Source organism: Longibaculum muris (assembly GCF_004343035.1).
GTDB classification, from domain to species: domain Bacteria; phylum Bacillota_I; class Bacilli_A; order Erysipelotrichales; family Coprobacillaceae; genus Longibaculum; species Longibaculum muris.
Genome location: NZ_SMCQ01000023.1, coordinates 27699 through 47425, shown reverse-complemented (window position 1 = coordinate 47425; position 19727 = coordinate 27699). Strand labels below are relative to the sequence as shown.

Here is a 19727-nt window from a genome sequence, read left to right as displayed (position 1 = left end):
TTAAGCATCATAACGGCGAAGATAGTGAGCGATTGCGACAATAGCAAGCTGCCAGTTCTCCTGAGGGATATCATCCGATATCTCTCTTTTTTTGTTTATATTTATATTTGAAGTTTATTTTCTGAATTTAGGTACAAAAAAACACAATGCTCTTATAAACACTGTGTTTTGTTATCTTATTTTTTAGTTAATAGTTTAGCTGCTGCTTCATCAGCAATGATTGTACAATCAGGATGATCTTGTAAAGCACTAGCTGGGATATCTACAGTCTTAGGACCTTCAACAGTACCATAAATAGCTTTAGCTTTACCTTCACCACAAGCAATTAGTAAAACTTTTTTAGCTTTCATAATATTAGCAATTCCCATACTTACTGCTTGAGTAGGTACATCTTCGATTTTTCCATTGAAGAATAAACGAGCATTGTCTTCAATAGTTGATTGTTTTAATTCAACTTTATGAGTTACTGAATCAAATGGTGTTCCTGGTTCATTAAAACCAATATGTCCATTAGAACCAATTCCTAATAATTGAATATCAATAGGATTTTCTTCCAATAATTTGTTATAAGCATCACATTCTTCATCAATGTTACCTTTTCCTTTTGGAACATGAACATTATTCATATCAATATCAAGTTCATCAAATAAGTTATGGCACATAAAATAGTGATAACTTTGAGGATGAGATTGATCAAGACCAAAATATTCATCTAAGTTGAATGATTTAATGTCTTTATAAGAAGTCCCGTTTTTCTTATGATCTTCTCTCATTAATTCATACATTCTAATAGGTGTAGATCCTGTTGCTAAACCTAAATTTGCTTTTGGATTGTTTTTTACAACGTCCAACATAATTTCACAAGCTTTTTGACTTGCTTCTTCATAATCTTTGACAATAATGACTTTCATTTGTGTCCCTCCTATATCTATATAATCATTATATACCAAGGGGGTCGAAATGAAAAGGTTATTTTTTCATATTTTGAAAATTTTAAATTAATGAAATTTTACTAAATAACAACAATTATTCTTTATTTTATGCTCAAAATAAGGTAAAATAGGACTATATGGAGGTAGGTCAAAATGACAATGATAAAAGGTATTGCGGCATCTAATGGTATCGCTATTGCAAAAGCATACAAATTAGTTATGCCAGATTTAACAGTTGAAAAGGTAACTGTTGAGGACGTAGAAAAAGAAATTAAAGCATATGAAGATGCAATGGATCACACTGCAAAGGAATTAGAAGTTATTAAAGAAGCAGCTTCTAAGAACTTATCTGCAGAAGAAGCAGCAGTTTTTGATGCACATGCATTAGTATTATCTGACCCTGAATTAAAAACTCAAGTAGAAGATAAAATTAGAAATGAAAAATGTAACGCTGCAGCTGCATTAGATGAAGTTGCTGCTATGTTTATTTCTATGTTCGAATCTATGGGTGATGAATATTTTAGAGAAAGAGCAGCTGATATTAAAGACGTTTCTCGTCGTTTATTAGCTAACTTATTAGGAAAACCATTACCTAATCCTGCTTTAATTGATGAAGAAGTTGTTATTATTGCTGATGATTTAACACCATCTGATACAGCTCAATTAAATAAAAATTTAGTAAGAGGTTTTGCAACTAACATTGGTGGTAGAACATCTCACTCAGCAATTATGGCAAGAAGTTTAGAAATCCCTGCTGTTGTTGCTTGTAAAACAATTACAGAAGAAGTGAAAGATGGAGATATGATTGCTCTTGATGGTATTGAAGGAGTTGTCATGATTAATCCTGATGAAGAAACTATTAAAGAATATGCAACAAAACGTGATGAATATAAAGCATATCGTGAAGAATTAAAGAAATTAGTTAATGAAAAAACTGTATCTACTGATGGACATCATGTAGAATTAGTTGCTAACATTGGTTCACCAAAAGACCTTGAAGGAGTTAAGGAAAATGGTGGAGAAGGTGTTGGATTATTCAGAACTGAATTCTTATATATGGAATCTGCTGAATTACCAAGTGAAGATAAACAATACGAAGTTTATAAAGAAATCTTAGAAGGTATGGCTGGTAAACCAGTTGTTGTAAGAACTTTAGATATCGGTGGAGATAAAGAAATCGAAGCTATTGATTTACCAAAAGAAATGAATCCATTCTTAGGTGTTCGTGCAATTCGTTTATGCTTCCAAAGAGAAGATATCTTTAGAACTCAATTAAGAGCGTTACTTAGAGCTTCAGTGCATGGTGATTTAAGAATTATGTTCCCTATGATTGCTGCTTTAGGTGAATTTAGAAAAGCTAAAGGAATCTTAATGGAAGAAAAAGAAAAATTGATTGCTGAAGGTGTAGAAGTTTCAGATACTATTCAAGTTGGTATCATGATTGAAATTCCTGCAGCTGCTGTATTAGCTGATCAATTTGCTAAGGAAGTTGATTTCTTCTCAATTGGAACAAATGACTTAATTCAATATACATTTGCTGCTGACAGAATGTCATCAGGTGTATCTTACTTATATCAACCATTTAATCCATCAATTTTACGTTTAGTTAAACATGTTATTGATTCTGCTCATAAAGAAGGTAAATGGGCTGGTATGTGTGGAGAAATGGCTGGTGAACCATTAGCTGCTCCATTATTATTAGGATTAGGACTTGATGAATTCTCAATGTCTGCTACATCAATTTTAGCTCAAAGAAAATTAATTAGAGGATTATCTCAAGCTGAAATGGCTGAATTAGCTAACAAAGCTATTAACTGTGGAACAATGGAAGAAGTTGTTGCATTAGTTGAAGAAGCAACAAAATAACATATAATTAAAAAAATCAACTATCTTTTAGGGTAGTTGATTTTTTATATCATTAATTATATAACAGACATCATATTATATAATTTTAAAAGACGTATATCTTCTTTAGAAATCTTGAGTAATTGAATAAGATTTTGATCTTCTTTTAATTTCTTTTTTGAAAATAACATTTTGGCAGCAACCGGCATCATTGGTCGTGATGAGAAACCATTAAATAAACCATATTTTGTATCATTATCTAAATAAGAAGCTAAGATTTGAACACTTGCTTTCTCCATTGGAGAATCTTGATTGGTTAAAATAATATTTGTTAAAGCATCAAAGTGTTCCATATATCCCCAATAAGTATTTTCACAATTTTGATAACTGTTAAAATCTTTAAAATTCATATACATCATTACTTTAAATTGATTTGTCTTTGCTTCAAATAGAACATCAAATACACATCTTATTAATTGCTGACTTCTTCCATCATAAAGATAAGAATAGAACTGAGATATACCATCAAAAAAAGATGGAATTTGAAACGATTGAGAAGATAAAGGTATATTATTTTCAACATAGAGTAATTGTTCAACATTAACCATCAAAGCATCTGCAATATCATATAGGGTTTCAATATCTATTGCAATTTCACCTTTTTCATATTTAGAAATTGTCGATTTACTTTTATAAATTTTTAAAGCAAGTTCATCCAACGTTAAATTTCTCATTTTTCTAAAGATACGAATTTTTTTACCAATCTCTTGATTTATTTGACTCATTAATATTCACCTCAAGTTTCTTAAAAATAGACAAATAAATGAAAAAAATAAATATTTTTTTCTTTATCAGAATTTTACCATAGATAACTTAAAATATCTATCCTCAATCAACTTATTTCAAAAAAATCTATTCATATGAAACATATAGCTTTTTGACGAGATAAATATGTCTTGATAAAATAGACTTGTATACAAAAGCAGCTGCATGAAATAAGGAGGAAATAAAAATGTACAACTTTGATGAAATTATTGATAGAAAGCATACCAATGCAATGAATACTGATGGTTTTCGTGATTATATATTCCATGCTGATGAAAGTATGAAATTTCCCTATAAAGATGAAGAATTCATTAGAATGTGGGTCGCAGATATGGAATTTGCAACACCAGATGTGGTTATAGAAGGAATCGAAGAACGTTTAAAAAACCGTATCTTTGGATATACTAGAGTCTTTTCAAATGATTATTATGATGCCTTTGTATCATGGTGTCAAAAACGCTATGATTGGAGTTTTGAAAAAAAGGAACTCGTTATGTCAAACGGAATTATTCCCGCACTTTATGAACTTGTCAATTATATATGCAAAAAGGATGAGAAAGTTTTGTTTTTAACACCTTCCTATGCATATTTCAAATATGCTGCAGATTTCAATGAACGTGAAAGTGTGTGCAGTGATTTAATCAATCAAGATGGTTATTATACAATTGATTATGAAGATTTTGCTAAAAAGGCAAGTGATCCTCAAACAAAATTATTTATTTTATGTAATCCACATAATCCAACTGGAAGGGTATGGAGAGAAGAAGAATTAATGAAAATAGCCAAGATTATTGAAGAAAATGAATTGTGGGTTATTTCTGATGAAATCCATTGTGATTTAATCCGTACTTGTCAAAAACATATTCCATTAGGGAAAGTGATGCCTACATATCAAAAGCTAATCACATGTATGGCACCTACAAAAACATTTAATTTAGCTGGACTTATGATTTCAAATGTTATCATTAGAGATGAAAAATTAAGAAATATTTGGTTAAGTCGTCATTATAACTTTGATAATCCTTTAAGTATTGCAGCTGCACAAAGTGCTTATGCGAAGGGAGAAGAATGGTTAAAGGAATTACAGGTTTATTTAGATAATAACTTTAAGCTCACTCAAGATTATCTTAAAGAGAATCTTCCTCAAGCTAAATTCCGTATTTCTGAGGCAACATATTTGGCATGGGTTGATTTGAGTAACTATTTTGAACCAGACGAAAATTTACCTTTATTTTTTGCTTATCGTGCCGGAGTATTATTAGAAGGTGGAAATATGTTTGTTCAAAATTCAGATTGTTTTATTCGCTTAAATTTAGCTTGTCCTAAATCTATATTATTAGAAGGACTAAAAAGAATTTGTGAGGCTGTTTTGACAAAACATAACGAAAAATATTTAGGGGAAACAAAATAATATACAATCATCATTTTAAATACGTTATAATAAATAATAAGTATAATGTAAAGGGATGATAATATGTTTTTGAAAGACATACTTCAAGACAAAGCACAATTTTCACAAACGGAATGTTTAATCGCAAACTATATTTTACAAAGACAAGAAAACATTGTAAAAGATAGTGTTCGTTTCATTGCAAAAGAAATCTATGTTGCTCCATCAACAATTGTTCATTTTTGTCAACAGCTTGGATTTAGTGGATTTAATGACTTTAAAAAACAATACCTAGAAGAATTAAACTATCTTTCTTCGCATTTTCAGCATATTGATCCAAATTATCCATTTGAACGTAACGATAAAAATACAGTGATAGCTCAAAAAATAGAAGTCTTATATGAAGAAACACTTAAAGATTGTATGTCTCTTATTGAACATGATTCTTTACAAAAATGTGTCAATATATTATTACAAGCTCAATATATTTATATATGTTCATCAGGAGCCCAAAGATCATTAAGTGATACTTTTAAAGATAAGATGTTAAAGATTGGCAAACATGTCTTTATTTTTACGAGTGAAGATGACCTTTATTATACAAGCTGCTATTGTGATATAAAAAATTCTTGTTTTTTATTTGTATCATATTCAGGAGAAACAAGTCGCTGTATAAGAATTGCGCAAAATGTTAAAGCTAGACATATTCCATGTTTTTGTATAACTTCCTATGGTAATAATACATTATCTCATATGGTCCAAGATTGTCTCTATGTTTCAACAAGAGAAAAGATGACAAAAAATCTAGGTTCATTTAGCTTTAATCTATGTGTTATGTATTTGTTTGATGTTTTATATGCAAATGTTTTTAATATGCATTATGAAAAGAATCTTGAAAATAAGATTAAATATTCTCGAATATATGAAAAAAGAGAACAACTATCAGGGAGAATATCTCATAATCCTATTTTAAAAGACGATGAATGAATCATACTGGATGCAATGATATAAGGAGGTATTTATGAATTATTTAGGAATAGATATTGGTGGAACATTTATCAAATATGCATTGGTTAATCAACAATTTGAAATTATAAAAAAATGGAAAAAAGAAACAAAATATTTTCTAACAAGTGATGAATTTTATGACTATGTATGTCAAGATATTGATTGTTATGAATTATCTCTGATTGGTGTAAGTGCACCAGGGGTTATTAGCCACTTGTCACAAGTACTAACAGAAACTTCACCACGAACAAAGATTATGTATCAAACATATATTAATCAAGAAATAATGAAAAGATTAAAAATAACAACCTATGCGATAAATGATGCAAAAGCGGCTGGTCTTTGCGAATTGAAATTAGGCAGTGCTCAGGGAACAAAATCATCAGCATTTATGATTATTGGAACTGGGATTGGGGGTTGCTTATGTGATGAATTTGGAGTTATTGATGGTCATGATTCAATAGCAGGAGAATTATCTTGTTTACCATTTGATGTTGTCGATGGAAAGATCATAAGTGCATCACACTTTGCATCAATGAGTGCACTTATCGATATTTATAATCAGCTTTCATTATACCCAGAAAAATATGGAAAGACTATTTGTGAAAAGTATCTTAACCATGATGCCATCGCAATCAAAGCTATGGATAAATGGGTAACACATATTTGTTTTGTTTTAAATGTTTTGACTCTTTGTTATAATCCAGAAGTCATTTGTATTGGTGGTGGAATTTCTGAAGAAGAATGGTTTATTCAAGTAGTTCAAGATAAATATAATGAACTCTTGCCAAAACGTTTTCAACATGTTTTAACGACTGAAATTAAACAATGTCAATATCATAATGAAGCAAATCTTTTAGGCGCCATTTTGTTTGCTTTATCACAAAAGTAAAGGTTTTTTTAAGATAAAAAGAACATTGTTTTTAAAATCCATTTCGTATTTTTTAAAATTAAGAAACAGTGTTCAAAAACATTTATATTCACTTGTTTTCTATCATAAAAAGTATATGATGGTATCATCGAAAGAAGGAGAGAATAAATATGGAAAAGAAACCTGTAAAAATTGTAACAATTGGTGGAGGAAGTAGTTATACTCCAGAATTAATGGAAGGATTTATCAAAAGATATGATGAACTTCCAATCAGAGAAATCTGGTTAGTAGATATTGAGGACGGAAAAGAAAAAATGGAAATCGTTGGGGCAATGGCTCAACGTATGTGGGATGCATCTCCATATGATGTTAAAGTTCACTTAACTTTAGATCGTAGAGAAGCATTAAAAGATGCAGACTTCGTTACAACTCAATTCAGAGTTGGGCTATTAAATGCTCGTATCAAAGATGAAAGAATCCCATTCTCTTATGGAATGCTAGGACAAGAAACAAATGGTGCTGGAGGAATCTTCAAGGCATTCAGAACAATCCCAGTAATCTTAAGTATCGTAGAAGATATGAAAGAATTATGTCCAAATGCATGGTTAATCAACTTCACAAATCCAAGTGGAATGGTAACCGAAGCAGTCATGAAATATGGTAAGTGGGAAAAAGTGATTGGATTATGTAATGTACCTGTAAGTGCCATGATGAAAGAACCAGAAACAATTGGAAAGACATTAGATCAATTAACTTATAAGTTTGCTGGATTAAACCATTTCCACTGGCATAAAGTCTATGATGAACATGGAAATGAAGTGACTCAAGATATCATTGATGCAATGTATGAAGGAAAAGATGGAGGATTACCAGCTAATATCGCTGATGTCCCATTCTTTAAAGAACAATTAGATACAATGAAGATGATTCCATGTGGATATCATAGATACTACTATCGTCAACAAGAAATGTTGGCACATGGATTGGAAGAATTCAATGATCCAGAAAAAGGAACACGTGGACAACAAGTAAAACAAACAGAAGCAGAATTGTTTGAATTATATAAAGATCCAAACCTAGATCATAAACCAGAACAATTGGCAAAACGTGGAGGAGCACATTACTCAGATGCAGCATGTGAAACCATCGCATCAATCTATTCAAATGCCAATAGACACATCGTCGTTACAACAAAGAATAATGGAGCAGTCCCAGACTTACCAGCAGACTGTGCCGTAGAAGTTTCAGCATACATTGGAGCAACAGGGGCAAAAGCCATAGCCTTTGGAGAATTGCAACCAGCAGAAAAAGGATGGTTACAATGCATGAAGAACATGGAACACTGTGTAGAAGAAGCAGCAGTTACAGGAGATTATGGAATGGCATTACAAGCATTTATCTTAAATCCACAAATTCCTGCTGGAACAAATGCAAAACGTGTATTAGATGAGTTGTTAATAGCACATAAGAAATACTTACCACAATTTGCTAAAAAGATTGCAGAACTAGAAGCAGAAGGTGTTACAATCAAGGATGATGTAGCAAGAGAATTAACTGAAAAAGGTTTATAAATCATATACAACAATAAGGGTCAATCTGATCCTTATTTTTATTATAAATAAGAAAATTTAAAGCATAATGCGTCATAAAACATTTAAATAAAACCATATTTATAAATTGACAATAAATAAAATTTATGTGTATCATTAATATGAATCAATAAAAAATATCTCATAGGAGGAAATAGAATGTATCAATACAAATATGTAAGAATCACTGTTCAAAGTCAAGGTTATGGTCTGATTAATGGCACAAGCTATGGAATTGGAGAATACCGTCAAATTATTGATAGTTGTGCTGCTAGTGGGTGGCGCTATGTAGGGTATATTCCAGTTAAACAAAGGGGAACAGGGCATATTGAAGAAATGGATCTTATTTTTGAAAAAGAAATATACAAACATCTAAGAAATAATGAAGGCTGATGATTTTCATTGGTATAAAGATTTCTCTATGATACAATGATGTTAATAAGGAGCTTAAACAATGAAAATTTTATTTAACATATGTAAAGGATTATCTATTGGATTAACAATAGGAGCACTCTTAGGAACAGTGAAGTGGTTTTTGACCAAGGCATCATATACCCCACAACAAGTAGAAAATATAAAAAAATTATTTTTGCAATTTTCAAAGTTTTTAAAAGTATTTACTTTTTTATTGTTAGGATTAGGGTTTATTTGGTGTTGTTATTTTTTAGTATTGGCTATTATTTTCCCAACACAATCTGATTATGCTAGTAATATGGCTGAATTAATTGTAGCAGTATTAAGTGTTATTTCTATTCTATTTGCTTTTGTTGAATTTACGAAAAGAGATAAGTCGTGATGAAATATAAATGTTTAGTTTTAGATCATGATGATACCATTGTCAATAGTACAGCTACAATTCATTATCCAGCCTTTATAGAGTCCTTAAAAATATTGAGACCACACTTGACTTTAACTTTAGAAGAATATTTTTATTATAATTTTGAACCAGGATTCAGTGCATTCTGTCATGATGTTTTACATTTAACACAGGAAGAAATGGAATTTCAAACTCAAAATTGGTTGACCTCTGTTGATCAAAATATTCCTCTAGTTTATGAGGGCATAAAGGAAATCTTATGGGATTTCAAAAATGCAGGAGGTTATATTTGTGTTGTTTCACATTCCATGAAAGAAAATATTATCAGAGATTACAAATCCAACCATTTGCCTATGCCTGATCTTGTTTTTGGTTGGGAACAGCCAGCCCAACATCGCAAACCATCACCTTGGCCACTAGAAAAAATCAAAGAAGAATTCCAGCTTTCATCACGAGATATGGTTATGATTGATGATTTGAAACCTGGAAAAATTATGGCTGAATTGGTTGGAGTTGATTTTATTGGAGCAGGATGGGCCCATGAAATAGAGCCCATTCGTCACTATATGCAAGAAGCATGTCTTTATTATTGTAAGAATGTAAATGAACTGAAAAAAATTCTTTTTGAGGACGAATAAAAACTTGTTATTAATGATATATGATTAAAAAAAGAAAGGAAATAAATGAAATATGAAAACACTCTATGTCTCTGACTTGGATGGAACGCTTTTACGAAGTAATGAAACATTATCTGAATATACGAGTCAAACTATAAATCAACTTGTTGAAGAAGGGATGCTATTTTCTTATGCAACAGCACGTTCTTATAATACAGCACATAAAGTGACAAAAGGATTTCATGCTAAGATTCCATTGATTGTTTATAATGGAGCCTTTGTCAAAGATAATGTGACAGGTGAAATTTTGTTGTCCTATGATTTTTCTGATGATATTTTCCAGGTTTTAGATGATTTATTAGCACATCATATTTATCCTATTGTCTATTATACAGTTCAACAAGAAGAAAAGTTTTCTTATATCAAAGATAAATCAACTGAGGCAATGAAAGCATTTCTTAATACACGCAAAGGTGATTCTAGAGATTGTCCAATTAATCATGAAAAGGAATTTTATCAAAAACATATTTTTTATATTACATGTATTGATGAAGAAGAAAAACTTTTACCTTTTTATGAAAAATATCAAGATCAATACCGTTGTATCTTTCAAAAAGATATTTATACAAATGAACAATGGTTAGAAATTATGCCTAAAGAAGCGTCTAAATCAAATGCAATCATGCAATTAAAAAATTATCTTCATTGCGATAAAGTCGTTGTTTTTGGTGACGGACTAAATGATATTGATATGTTTGAAAAAGCCGATGAGAGCTATGCAGTTAGAAATGCTCATCCTCAACTGAAACAACTTGCTACTGGAGTGATTGATAGTAACGATGAAGATGCAGTAGCCAAGTGGTTATTACTGCATTATACAAATAATAAATGAAAAGGGGGAATTTGATGTTTTGTGATTATCATGTTCATAGTATTTTTAGTGATGATTCTAACTATGAGATGGAAAAGATTATTCAAGATGCAATAGCATTAAAAATGCAGGAAATATGTTTTACAGACCATGTAGATTATGGAATAAAAAAAGATTGGGATGATCCAACCTGTAATGAAAAAACAATTCTTAATGTAGATTATCCAAGATACTTCCAGGAGATAGAAAGATTACAAGAAAAATATCAAGATAAGATTATCATTAAAAAAGGACTTGAATTTGGAATACAAAGTACAACAATTCAAGATTTTCAAAAACTATATAATAGATATCCTATGGATTTTGTGATTTTATCTGTTCATCAAGTCAACAATCAAGAATTTTGGACTTATGAATTTCAAAAAGGACATAGTGAATATGAATACTATCAAGCTTATTATCAAGAAATGTATGATCTTGTAAAAAACTATCATGATTATAGTGTTATCGGACATATGGATATGTTAAAGCGTTATGATGATCATGATGGTTATCCAGCTTTTGAACAACATAAAGATATCATAACAAAGATATTACAAACAGTGATTGCAGATCATAAAGGTATTGAATTGAATACATCATCACGACGTTATGGTTTAGATGATCTTATGCCATCAACTGATATCTTAAAACTTTATTATGATTTGGGTGGAAGAATTTTAACAATTGGTAGTGATTCACATAAAAAAGAAGATTTAGGGGCACATATAGAAGCTTTAAAGAAGGAATTAAAAGCAATAGGTTTTGAATCTTTTTGTACCTTTAAAAAAATGAAACCTATTTTTCATCCTCTATAAGTTAGTCATTATAGAAAAATCATTTATCTTTATCATAACAAATCATTGAAAATATTTGTTTAAGTGATGAATTAGGAAAAGAAATATCAAGATTGATGCTTCACATTATCCCAATATTCAAATTGTCTTATTCCATGATTTGTGTTTTGATTGTTATAAGGGACTCTTGGCTGATAGTTTAAGAACATTCTTTTGTAATTTCAAGATTATCAAACAGTCAATATGAATACCCAATAACAATATGTTTTATTGTTTAGATACGCTATCAATCTCTCATTATTGATTGAAAAAGCAGATTTTAAAAAATATTAAAGTGTTTTATGAAATATATTTTCATTTTATAAAAAACAAAGATTAATTTTACAAAATCATGTATAATAAAAACAGCTATAGCAATTTAAGGGGATGTGGGAAATGACAAAACAAGAAATCAATATCTTAGTTCGGGAACTGAAGAAAATATTTGATATTGTTCGCTTGGTTGATGTGACAATTACGACACAATATTCATTAGATAAAAATGGTGAGCTTATTGAAGAACCATTTCGTTGTTTTTCTGTTTGGAATAAAAACGAACGTTGTGAAAACTGTATTTCAGCAAAAGCTTTTTCAAAAAAGACACAGATGACAAAGTTTGAGTTTATTAATCATGATGTTTATCATGTTATTTCTAAATATGTGGAGATTGATGGGACACCATATATGTTAGAAATGGTATCTAAATTAAGTGATGAAACATTATTTAGTGCCTATGGACAAGAACAATTTGTTGATACAATTTCGACATATAATCGTAAATTATATGTTGATTCTTTAACGGGTGCGTATAATCGTCGTTATTTTGAAGATCAGTTGTTAGGGTTAAAAAACGAACATGCAGTGGCTATGATGGATGTTGATAATTTTAAAATGATTAACGACACCTATGGTCATAAAGCGGGTGATAAAGCATTAAAAACAATTGTGAATACAATTCAAAAAAACATGCGAAATACAGATGCTTTGATACGTTATGGGGGAGATGAGTTTTTAATTGTTTTTTCTGATGTTGCTGTGGATGTTTTTGGATGTCGATTAGAATCTATTAGAAAAGCGGTTCATGAAATTGTTATGGATGAATATCCTCAACTTCGTCTTTCTTTAAGTATTGGCGGAATTTATTCTATTAACGAAGATATTGATTTTATCAATGAAGCAGATAAAATGCTTTATGATGCTAAAAAATCAAAGAATGTTGTAAGATACAAAACATTGAATTAAAATCAGAAGAAACTCTGATTTTTTTGTGAATTGATGGTATATGTAGTAATTCTACATTATTTGCGTTATACTTGAGATGAAAAAGAAATATATGTTAATAAAACAAGGAAGGAGTCACTATATGGAATATCAATATCATGAAATCAATCATATGATAAAAAATCTTTCCTGTTTTTTTGATGTTGTGAGACTTGTGGATCCTATTCACTGTCATCGTATTGAAGTAGATCAAGGTATAACAAGAAAACAAAAGAAATGTTATGAAGTATGGAACAAAAGTGATCGCTGTGAAAACTGTATTAGTTATCAAGCTTATCAGCAACAAAAAAGATTAACAAAATTTGAATTATTAAATGATGAAATTTATTTTGTGATTTCTACTCCTTTACAAATAAGATTAGCTGATGATTCACTTTATAGCTGTGTTTTAGAAATGGTTGTAAAAAATTCTAACAAGATTTTAATGGGACATCTTAAAAATAATGATTATTTTGAAAATATTATTTTGTATGAAAAAAAGCTTTATGAAGATGCTTTAACTCAAGTATATAATCGTCGTTTCTATGCTGAAAAATCATTCTGTTATGGATATTATAATGACCGCCATGAAATTATTTTTATTGTGACTGATTTAAAAGGTTTTAAACAAATCAATGATCAATATGGACATATTGTAGGGGATACAATTCTTTATGAAACAGCTCAATTAATTTCAAGAACCATTCGTAAACAAGATTATGTGATAAGAATGGGTGGCGATGAGTTTTTAATAATTCTTGATCATAGTGATGAAGAAGGAGCTAGACGTGTTATTGATGAAATTAAAGAAAAATCATGTCATGAATTGATTTATGATCATGTAGAAAAGAAACATGTTATTTTAAATTTTGGGATGGCCTATGATGCTGATTTTGATGGCAGTGATGAAAGTATTAAAAAGTTGTATTATGAAGCTGATCAAAATATGTATCATGATAAAAAGATTAATCTAAAATAAAAGACTTGCAAAAGTCTTTTATTCATGTGTATAGTCTAAAATTTGAATTTTCTCACCTAAATCCTTTTTCACTAACTCTTTCATCTTTCTTGCAAAAGGACAAGGATAACCAATTGGAGTTCCTTTACCAATACAAGAAGTAAAAGCAATTGTATCTGCTCCACGTTTCACAAGTTCTCTTGCTCGTAAAATAGCGACTTTTCCAGGACAACCGCCACAATCAATAAAACCAATGATTTCTATATCTTCCTTAACATAAGAAAGAGCACCACTTTTTTCTTTGATGGTTTGAAAATCTCGCGTACCAGGACAAAAATTTTCTGTCTCTTTACAACGAATTAATCCTAATTTCATAAAATCATCTCCTCATACAATGGAGTATAGTCTTTTATGAAATAATGTCAAAATATATGCACTATCATTAATGAAAGGAAATGAAATATGATATTAACAAGTACCAGACTTATTTTAAGACATTTTCAAGAGGGTGATGAACAAGCTCTCTTTGATTTACTTAGTGATAAAGAGGTTAATACCTTTTTACCAATGTTTCCCCTTCAAAATCTTGATGAAGCGAAACATTATCTCAAAGAACATTATTTAGATAAATATCAAAAAAATTTAGGATATTACTATGCAATTTGTTTAAAAGAAAATAATTTACCAATTGGTTATATCCAGATGAGTGAAAGTGCGAGTCATGATTTTGGTTATGCTTTAAGAAAAGAATATTGGCATCAAGGAATAATGAGTGAAGCGGCAACAATCTTTATGGAGATGCTAAAACAAGAAGGCGTTTCTTTTATAACTGCCACTCATGATGTTTTCAATATCAATAGTGGTAAAGTGATGCAAAAAATAGGTATGACCTATCAGTATTCTTATACTGAAAGATGGATGCCTAAAGATAAAGATGTTACATTTCGTATGTATCAATCCAATTTCAAGAAACCACAGGATTGGGTTTATCTTGAATACTGGAATAAATATCCTCATTTTGTTGAAGAATTATAAGGGTTTGTTTTTCTTAGCTTCAATCGCTTTTTTGTAATAATCACATTTATATTCAATATGATTTAATATATTTTGTAAATCAGCCATTTGTTGTTTAACAATTTCACGACGTTGATAAAACATCTCTTGACGTTTTTCTAATGTATCATCGCCCTCTAAACACCATTGACTAAAGATTTTAATATCCTTAATCGGCATACCTGTTTCTTTTAAACATTCAATCGTTTTTAACATATTGATATCTTCATCAGAAAACTGACGTATTCCTGATTGACGTTCAACAAAAGGAAGTAAACCTTCTTTATCATAATAACGAATTGTCGAAGGTGTTAGGTTAAACATTTTAGCAACTTCACCAATAGTATAATACATTTTATCTTCCTCCTTTCTATACATTAAGTATAGCATGGAGGATTTTTTTATCAATCATTATTGACTTAAAGTTAACTTCAGGTGATAAAATTGAACACGGTTCTTATTTTCTGTCTATAATTGTTGGCGTAAAATCTTTAGAAAATATTGTGAAGCTCGTGAAAAGACTTGATATTTTTTCCAGACAAGTGCCATTCCAACGGTTAAAGTAGGTGATAGGGGACGAAAACATAGTGAGCTATCACCCGTTGTATTAACTAGTTTATCCAAACATAAAGCATAACCCATTCCTTCTTCAACCATTAATGAAGCATTATAAATTAGGTTATAAGTAGCAATGATATTTAACTTTTCAAATTCACCATTCATCCAACCAGAAAGTTCATTATTGACCATTTCTTGCCTTGAACAAATGATTGGCTGATTTATCAAATCATCAGGTGTAATAACATCAAGTTGAGCCAATGGACTATCTTTACGCATTAAAACACCCCAAGTATCATAAGCCGGCAATTTAATGAAATCATACTTAGACATATCAGCAGGATCAAGAATAATTCCAAAATCAATCAATCCATTATCTAATTTTTCAATCACATCTTGTGCATTACCGCTATAAAGATGAACTTTGATAAGTGGATGAATAGATTGAACTTGTTGAACAGTTCGAGCAATAAAACGCATTGCATCTGTTTCACCACCACCAATATAAATATCTCCCTTTAGTATTGATTCATTTGCCATCATTTCAAGTTCAGTCTTTTCTACAAGATTCGTAATTTCCTCAGCTCTTTTTCTAAGTAACATACCATCTTCTGTTAAAATAATCTTACGATTTCCACGAATAAATAAAGTTTTCCCTAATTCTTCTTCCAACTCTTTTATTTGTCTTGAAAGTGTGGGTTGAGTAATATGTAAATATTCAGCAGCCTTTGATATATTTTCTTCACGTGCAATCGCTAAAAAATATTGTAAAACTCTTAGTTCCATTATCATAACCTCCTATTTTTATTATATACAATTTCATATGCTTTTCAAGCATAACAAATTATTTAATATAGGTATTTGATATTTGTAAGTTAGAGACATAAAATAGAAGCGAGGAGTGATGAAGAAGTAAATGAAAAAGCAAGATATAACAATTTGTTTAACAGATGCTGGCTGTCAGCTTGATATGATTCAACAGTTTCTAGAAAAAGAAGATCAAGATGAAAGATTAATTTTATTAAAAAAACAAAAGTGTTGTTTATTAGAAAAGCTACATATGATTCAAAAACAAATTGATTGTTTAGATTATTTTATATATACATTAAAAAAGGAGAATCAAGAATGAAGAAAAATGTTTTAGTGATTTCAACAAGCCAAAGAGTTAAAGGAAATTCTGATACTTTGGCACAATCTTTTTATCAAGGCGCAAAAGCATCTGGTCATCATGTTGAGATGATTTCTTTAGCTCATCAAACTATCTCATTTTGTAAAGGATGTCTTGTTTGTCAAAAGTCACAGCCATGTGTGATTCAAGATGATGCAAATGTAATTGTTGAAAAAATGCAGAAAGCCGATGTTATTGTGTTTTCAACACCGATTTATTTTTATGAAATGAGTGGTCAAATGAAAACCCTGATTGATCGAACAAATCCCTTATTTATAAAAGATTATCAATTTAGAGATATATATTTGCTTGCTACAGCTGCAGATGAAGATGAATCAGCTATCGATGGAGCAATCAAAGGGTTAGAAGGATGGATTGCTTGTTTTGAAAAATGTCAGTTAAAAGGGGTCATCAAAGGTGTTGGGGTTGATCAGTATGGTGAAGTAAACAATCATCAAGAACTTTTAGAAAAAGCTTATCAAATGGGGAAAGAGATTGTATGAGAAAAATTCTTTTACTTTGTTTAGCCGCTTTTATTTTCTTAAGTGGATGTTCAAAGACATCTCAAGCAATCAAACAAACACCCCGTATAAAGGAGTGTGATAAGATGTATATGCGTATTAATCAACATATTTTTGAAGTGCATCTTTATGATAATCCAACAGTTCAAGCATTGAAAACTTATTTACCTATGAGTGTGACAATGAAAGATTTACATCAGAATGAGAAATATCATTATTTTAATCAATCATTACCCACTCAAATCGAAGATATTGATTATATCCATACAGGTGAATTGATGTTATTTGAAACAAACTGTTTGGTATTATTCTATGATGATTTTTCAACAAATTATGCTTATACAAGAATCGGATATATTGAAAATAATGATGAAATTAAAAATATATTAGGAGAAGGTCAGGTAGAAGTTGAATTTCTGCTTGATGATTAAGGAGGAAAAATGATGGAACATATAAAACAAAACTATTTAAGTGGAGAAAGAGCACTTTTTAAAAGCCAAGGATTAAAAATTGAAAATTCAGTCTTTGCCGATGGAGAGTCACATTTAAAAGAAAGCAAAAATCTTGATATCAATCAAACTATATTCAAATGGAAATATCCTTTATGGTACTGTCAAAATGTAAAAGTAAAGCATTCAACGCTTTTAGAAACAGCTCGTTCAGGAATTTGGTATACGCATCACATTGATATCAGTGATACAACAATTGAAGCTCCTAAAACATTTAGAAGATCAAGTGATATATATTTACACAATGTTGACATGCCACTTGCTTTAGAATCATTATGGAATTGTCATAATGTTAAACTTGAACATGTTCAAGCAAGAGGAGATTATTTTGGAATGAATAGTGAAAATCTTGTGATTGACCATTTGCATTTAACAGGAAACTATTGTTTTGATGGTGGGAAGAATATTGAAGTCCATGATTCTATATTGATATCTAAGGATGCTTTTTGGAATTGTGAAAATGTGACAGTTTATGATTCAACGATTATTGGTGAATACCTTGCCTGGAATAGCAAGAATGTGACTTTTATTAATTGTACTATCGAGAGTTTACAAGGATTATGTTATATTGAAAACTTGAAAATGATCAATTGTACGTTGATGAATACAACTTTAGCTTTTGAATATTGTGAAAATATTGATGTAGAAGTGATTTCGCATGTTGATAGTATTATGAATCCAATCTCTGGAACAATTAAGGTTCAAAGTGTTGGAGAATTGATTATGGATGAGACAAAGATTGATCCTCATGCTACACAAATAATTACGAATGACGCTTTTGTTTCCCAAGAAAAAACAAGAGAATGTGTTTGTAGTTAGGGAGGAATAAAAATGAGTTATGATTTTTCAAAACTTACAAATCGCTTTGATAGTTATTCTATGAAATGGGATGTAGCACCACAAGTTCTTCCAATGTGGGTTGCAGATATGGACTTTGAAACGGCTCCTGAAATTGTTGAAGCTTTACACAATCGAGTGAATCATAAGATTTTTGGTTACAATATTGTACCAGATGAATTTTTTGAAAGTATTCAACATTGGTGGAAGAAAAGACATCATTTTCTAATGGAAAAAGAATGGATGATGTTTTGTACAGGGGTTGTTCCAGCTATTTCATCAATTGTAAGAAAGTTGACAACAGTGGGTGAGAATATTTTAATTCAAGCACCAGTCTATAACATTTTTTATAATTCTATTTTAAATAATGGACGACATGTTTTATCAAGTGATCTTATTTATGATGGACATGAATATACAATAGATTTTGAAGATTTAGAAAAGAAGTTAGCTTTACCCCAGACAACAATGATGATTCTTTGTAACCCACATAATCCGATTGGAAAAATATGGAGTCAGGAAACATTAAAAAGAATAGGAGATTTATGTGCTCGACATCATGTTTTGGTTGTCTCTGATGAAATACATTGTGATATTATTGCACCTGGTAGGGAATATATTCCTTTCGCGAGTGTCTCAAAGACCAATTTAAATAACAGTATTACATGTATTGCCCCAACGAAAGCCTTTAACTTAGCGGGCTTACAAAGTGCCTGCATCGTTGTTGAAAATGAGGTAATAAGACAAAAAGTCAATCGTGGAATCAATACAGATGAAGTTGCTGAACCCAATAGCTTTGCAATTACGGCTGCAATGAGTGCCTTTAATTATGGTGAGAAATGGTTAGATGAATTAAATATTTATATTCAAAATAACAAACAAATAGCATGTCAGTATATTGAAGAAAACTTACCTATGTTACATGTTGTTTACAGTGAAGCAACTTACTTGTTATGGATTGATTGTTCAAAAGTAACAGATGATAGTGTTGAACTTGTAGAAGCTATTAAGAAAAAAACAGGACTATATTTATCTGATGGATATGAATATGGCGAAAATGGCAAAGCTTTTGTGAGAATGAATGTAGCTTGTCCTCAAATGCGATTGATGGATGGACTTAAGCGTTTACGTGAAGGAGTGATTGATTATCAACAAAATATGAAATAGAGTAAAAAAAGCCTTGCCTTAGAGTTAACTTTAAGTTATATAATAATGATATGAGG

At 30.3% G+C, this 19727-nt stretch carries 23 protein-coding genes; 18 read left to right on the top strand and 5 right to left on the bottom strand.

Annotation, left to right across the window (positions count from 1 at the left end):
• Positions 1-176: 176 nt before the first annotated feature.
• A complete protein-coding gene (gene nagB / locus EDD60_RS12910; protein WP_066448752.1) occupies positions 177-911 on the bottom strand; it encodes a glucosamine-6-phosphate deaminase in 735 nt (244 codons plus the stop codon).
• Positions 912-1091: 180 nt separating this feature from the next.
• On the opposite strand from nagB, the gene ptsP reads away from it, so the two are divergent.
• Positions 1092-2798 (top strand): phosphoenolpyruvate--protein phosphotransferase, encoded by a 1707-nt coding sequence (gene ptsP, locus EDD60_RS12905; RefSeq protein ID WP_396627792.1) that lies wholly within the window; start codon positions 1092-1094, stop codon positions 2796-2798.
• Positions 2799-2854: 56 nt separating this feature from the next.
• Here the strand turns inward: ptsP and EDD60_RS12900 are convergent, their stop codons facing one another.
• Positions 2855-3562 carry a helix-turn-helix domain-containing protein gene (locus EDD60_RS12900; protein WP_066448747.1) on the bottom strand — a complete coding sequence of 236 codons (708 nt, stop codon included), beginning with the start codon at positions 3560-3562 and terminating at the stop codon, positions 2855-2857.
• A 227-nt stretch (positions 3563-3789) separates the two neighbouring features.
• On the opposite strand from EDD60_RS12900, the gene EDD60_RS12895 reads away from it, so the two are divergent.
• From EDD60_RS12895 to EDD60_RS12845, 11 genes are all read left to right on the top strand, one after another.
• Complete coding sequence (locus EDD60_RS12895; RefSeq protein WP_066448745.1) at positions 3790-5013, top strand: MalY/PatB family protein; 1224 nt, start codon at positions 3790-3792, stop codon at positions 5011-5013.
• A gap of 63 nt (positions 5014-5076) precedes the next feature.
• A complete protein-coding gene (locus tag EDD60_RS12890; protein ID WP_066448744.1) occupies positions 5077-5979 on the top strand; it encodes a MurR/RpiR family transcriptional regulator in 903 nt (300 codons plus the stop codon).
• A 34-nt stretch (positions 5980-6013) separates the two neighbouring features.
• A complete protein-coding gene (locus EDD60_RS12885) occupies positions 6014-6892 on the top strand; it encodes an ROK family protein (protein ID WP_066448742.1) in 879 nt (292 codons plus the stop codon).
• 149 nt (positions 6893-7041) lie between these two features.
• Complete coding sequence (locus EDD60_RS12880) at positions 7042-8442, top strand: 6-phospho-beta-glucosidase (RefSeq protein WP_132226487.1); 1401 nt, start codon at positions 7042-7044, stop codon at positions 8440-8442.
• Positions 8443-8619: 177 nt separating this feature from the next.
• Positions 8620-8853: a DUF4177 domain-containing protein gene (locus tag EDD60_RS12875; RefSeq protein WP_066445696.1), complete on the top strand. Its 234-nt coding sequence runs from the start codon at positions 8620-8622 to the stop codon at positions 8851-8853.
• 61 nt (positions 8854-8914) lie between these two features.
• Positions 8915-9256, top strand: a complete 342-nt coding sequence (locus EDD60_RS12870; protein ID WP_066445699.1) for a transporter — start codon at positions 8915-8917, stop codon at positions 9254-9256.
• The gene (locus tag EDD60_RS12865) at positions 9256-9915 is read left to right on the top strand and encodes an HAD family hydrolase (RefSeq protein ID WP_066445704.1); all 660 of its coding nucleotides are present in this window, start codon (positions 9256-9258) and stop codon (positions 9913-9915) included. The genes EDD60_RS12870 and EDD60_RS12865 overlap by 1 nt, the downstream gene beginning before the upstream one ends.
• 52 nt (positions 9916-9967) lie before the next feature.
• Positions 9968-10786, top strand: a complete 819-nt coding sequence (locus EDD60_RS12860) for a Cof-type HAD-IIB family hydrolase (RefSeq protein WP_066445707.1) — start codon at positions 9968-9970, stop codon at positions 10784-10786.
• A 14-nt stretch (positions 10787-10800) separates the two neighbouring features.
• Positions 10801-11622, top strand: coding sequence for a histidinol-phosphatase HisJ family protein (locus EDD60_RS12855; RefSeq protein ID WP_066445710.1), 822 nt, complete (start codon positions 10801-10803; stop codon positions 11620-11622).
• A gap of 414 nt (positions 11623-12036) precedes the next feature.
• On the top strand, positions 12037-12882 hold the full coding sequence (locus tag EDD60_RS12850) for a GGDEF domain-containing protein (protein WP_132226486.1): 846 nt from the start codon (positions 12037-12039) through the stop codon (positions 12880-12882).
• Positions 12883-13003: 121 nt separating this feature from the next.
• The gene (locus EDD60_RS12845) at positions 13004-13879 is read left to right on the top strand and encodes a GGDEF domain-containing protein (RefSeq protein ID WP_066445715.1); all 876 of its coding nucleotides are present in this window, start codon (positions 13004-13006) and stop codon (positions 13877-13879) included.
• A gap of 18 nt (positions 13880-13897) precedes the next feature.
• Here EDD60_RS12845 and EDD60_RS12840 read toward each other — a convergent pair whose 3' ends face one another.
• The gene (locus EDD60_RS12840; RefSeq protein WP_066445716.1) at positions 13898-14233 is read right to left on the bottom strand and encodes a CGGC domain-containing protein; all 336 of its coding nucleotides are present in this window, start codon (positions 14231-14233) and stop codon (positions 13898-13900) included.
• Positions 14234-14320: 87 nt separating this feature from the next.
• On the opposite strand from EDD60_RS12840, the gene EDD60_RS12835 reads away from it, so the two are divergent.
• Positions 14321-14893 (top strand): GNAT family N-acetyltransferase, encoded by a 573-nt coding sequence (locus EDD60_RS12835; RefSeq protein ID WP_066445718.1) that lies wholly within the window; start codon positions 14321-14323, stop codon positions 14891-14893.
• On the opposite strand, the gene EDD60_RS12830 is transcribed toward EDD60_RS12835, so the two are convergent.
• Together EDD60_RS12830 and EDD60_RS12825 are read right to left on the bottom strand one after the other, a co-directional pair.
• Positions 14888-15265: a MerR family transcriptional regulator gene (locus tag EDD60_RS12830; protein ID WP_066445720.1), complete on the bottom strand. Its 378-nt coding sequence runs from the start codon at positions 15263-15265 to the stop codon at positions 14888-14890. The two genes, EDD60_RS12835 and EDD60_RS12830, sit on opposite strands and share 6 nt — an antisense overlap.
• 114 nt (positions 15266-15379) lie before the next feature.
• The gene (locus EDD60_RS12825; protein ID WP_066445722.1) at positions 15380-16255 is read right to left on the bottom strand and encodes a LysR family transcriptional regulator; all 876 of its coding nucleotides are present in this window, start codon (positions 16253-16255) and stop codon (positions 15380-15382) included.
• A 130-nt stretch (positions 16256-16385) separates the two neighbouring features.
• Here EDD60_RS12825 and EDD60_RS12820 point away from each other — a divergent pair, with 130 nt between their 5' ends.
• The 5 genes from EDD60_RS12820 to EDD60_RS12800 are packed head-to-tail and all read left to right on the top strand — an operon-like array spanning position 16386 to position 19671.
• Complete coding sequence (locus EDD60_RS12820; RefSeq protein WP_243646684.1) at positions 16386-16598, top strand: hypothetical protein; 213 nt, start codon at positions 16386-16388, stop codon at positions 16596-16598.
• Positions 16595-17140 (top strand): flavodoxin family protein, encoded by a 546-nt coding sequence (locus EDD60_RS12815; RefSeq protein WP_066445727.1) that lies wholly within the window; start codon positions 16595-16597, stop codon positions 17138-17140. The genes EDD60_RS12820 and EDD60_RS12815 overlap by 4 nt, the downstream gene beginning before the upstream one ends.
• Entirely contained in the window at positions 17137-17589 is a 453-nt protein-coding gene (locus EDD60_RS12810) for a cyclophilin-like fold protein (protein WP_243646683.1), read from the top strand. The genes EDD60_RS12815 and EDD60_RS12810 overlap by 4 nt, the downstream gene beginning before the upstream one ends.
• Positions 17590-17601: 12 nt before the next feature.
• Positions 17602-18486 carry a DUF3737 family protein gene (locus tag EDD60_RS12805; RefSeq protein ID WP_066445729.1) on the top strand — a complete coding sequence of 295 codons (885 nt, stop codon included), beginning with the start codon at positions 17602-17604 and terminating at the stop codon, positions 18484-18486.
• Between the two features lie 12 nt (positions 18487-18498).
• Positions 18499-19671: a MalY/PatB family protein gene (locus tag EDD60_RS12800; RefSeq protein WP_132226485.1), complete on the top strand. Its 1173-nt coding sequence runs from the start codon at positions 18499-18501 to the stop codon at positions 19669-19671.
• Positions 19672-19727: the final 56 nt, after the last annotated feature.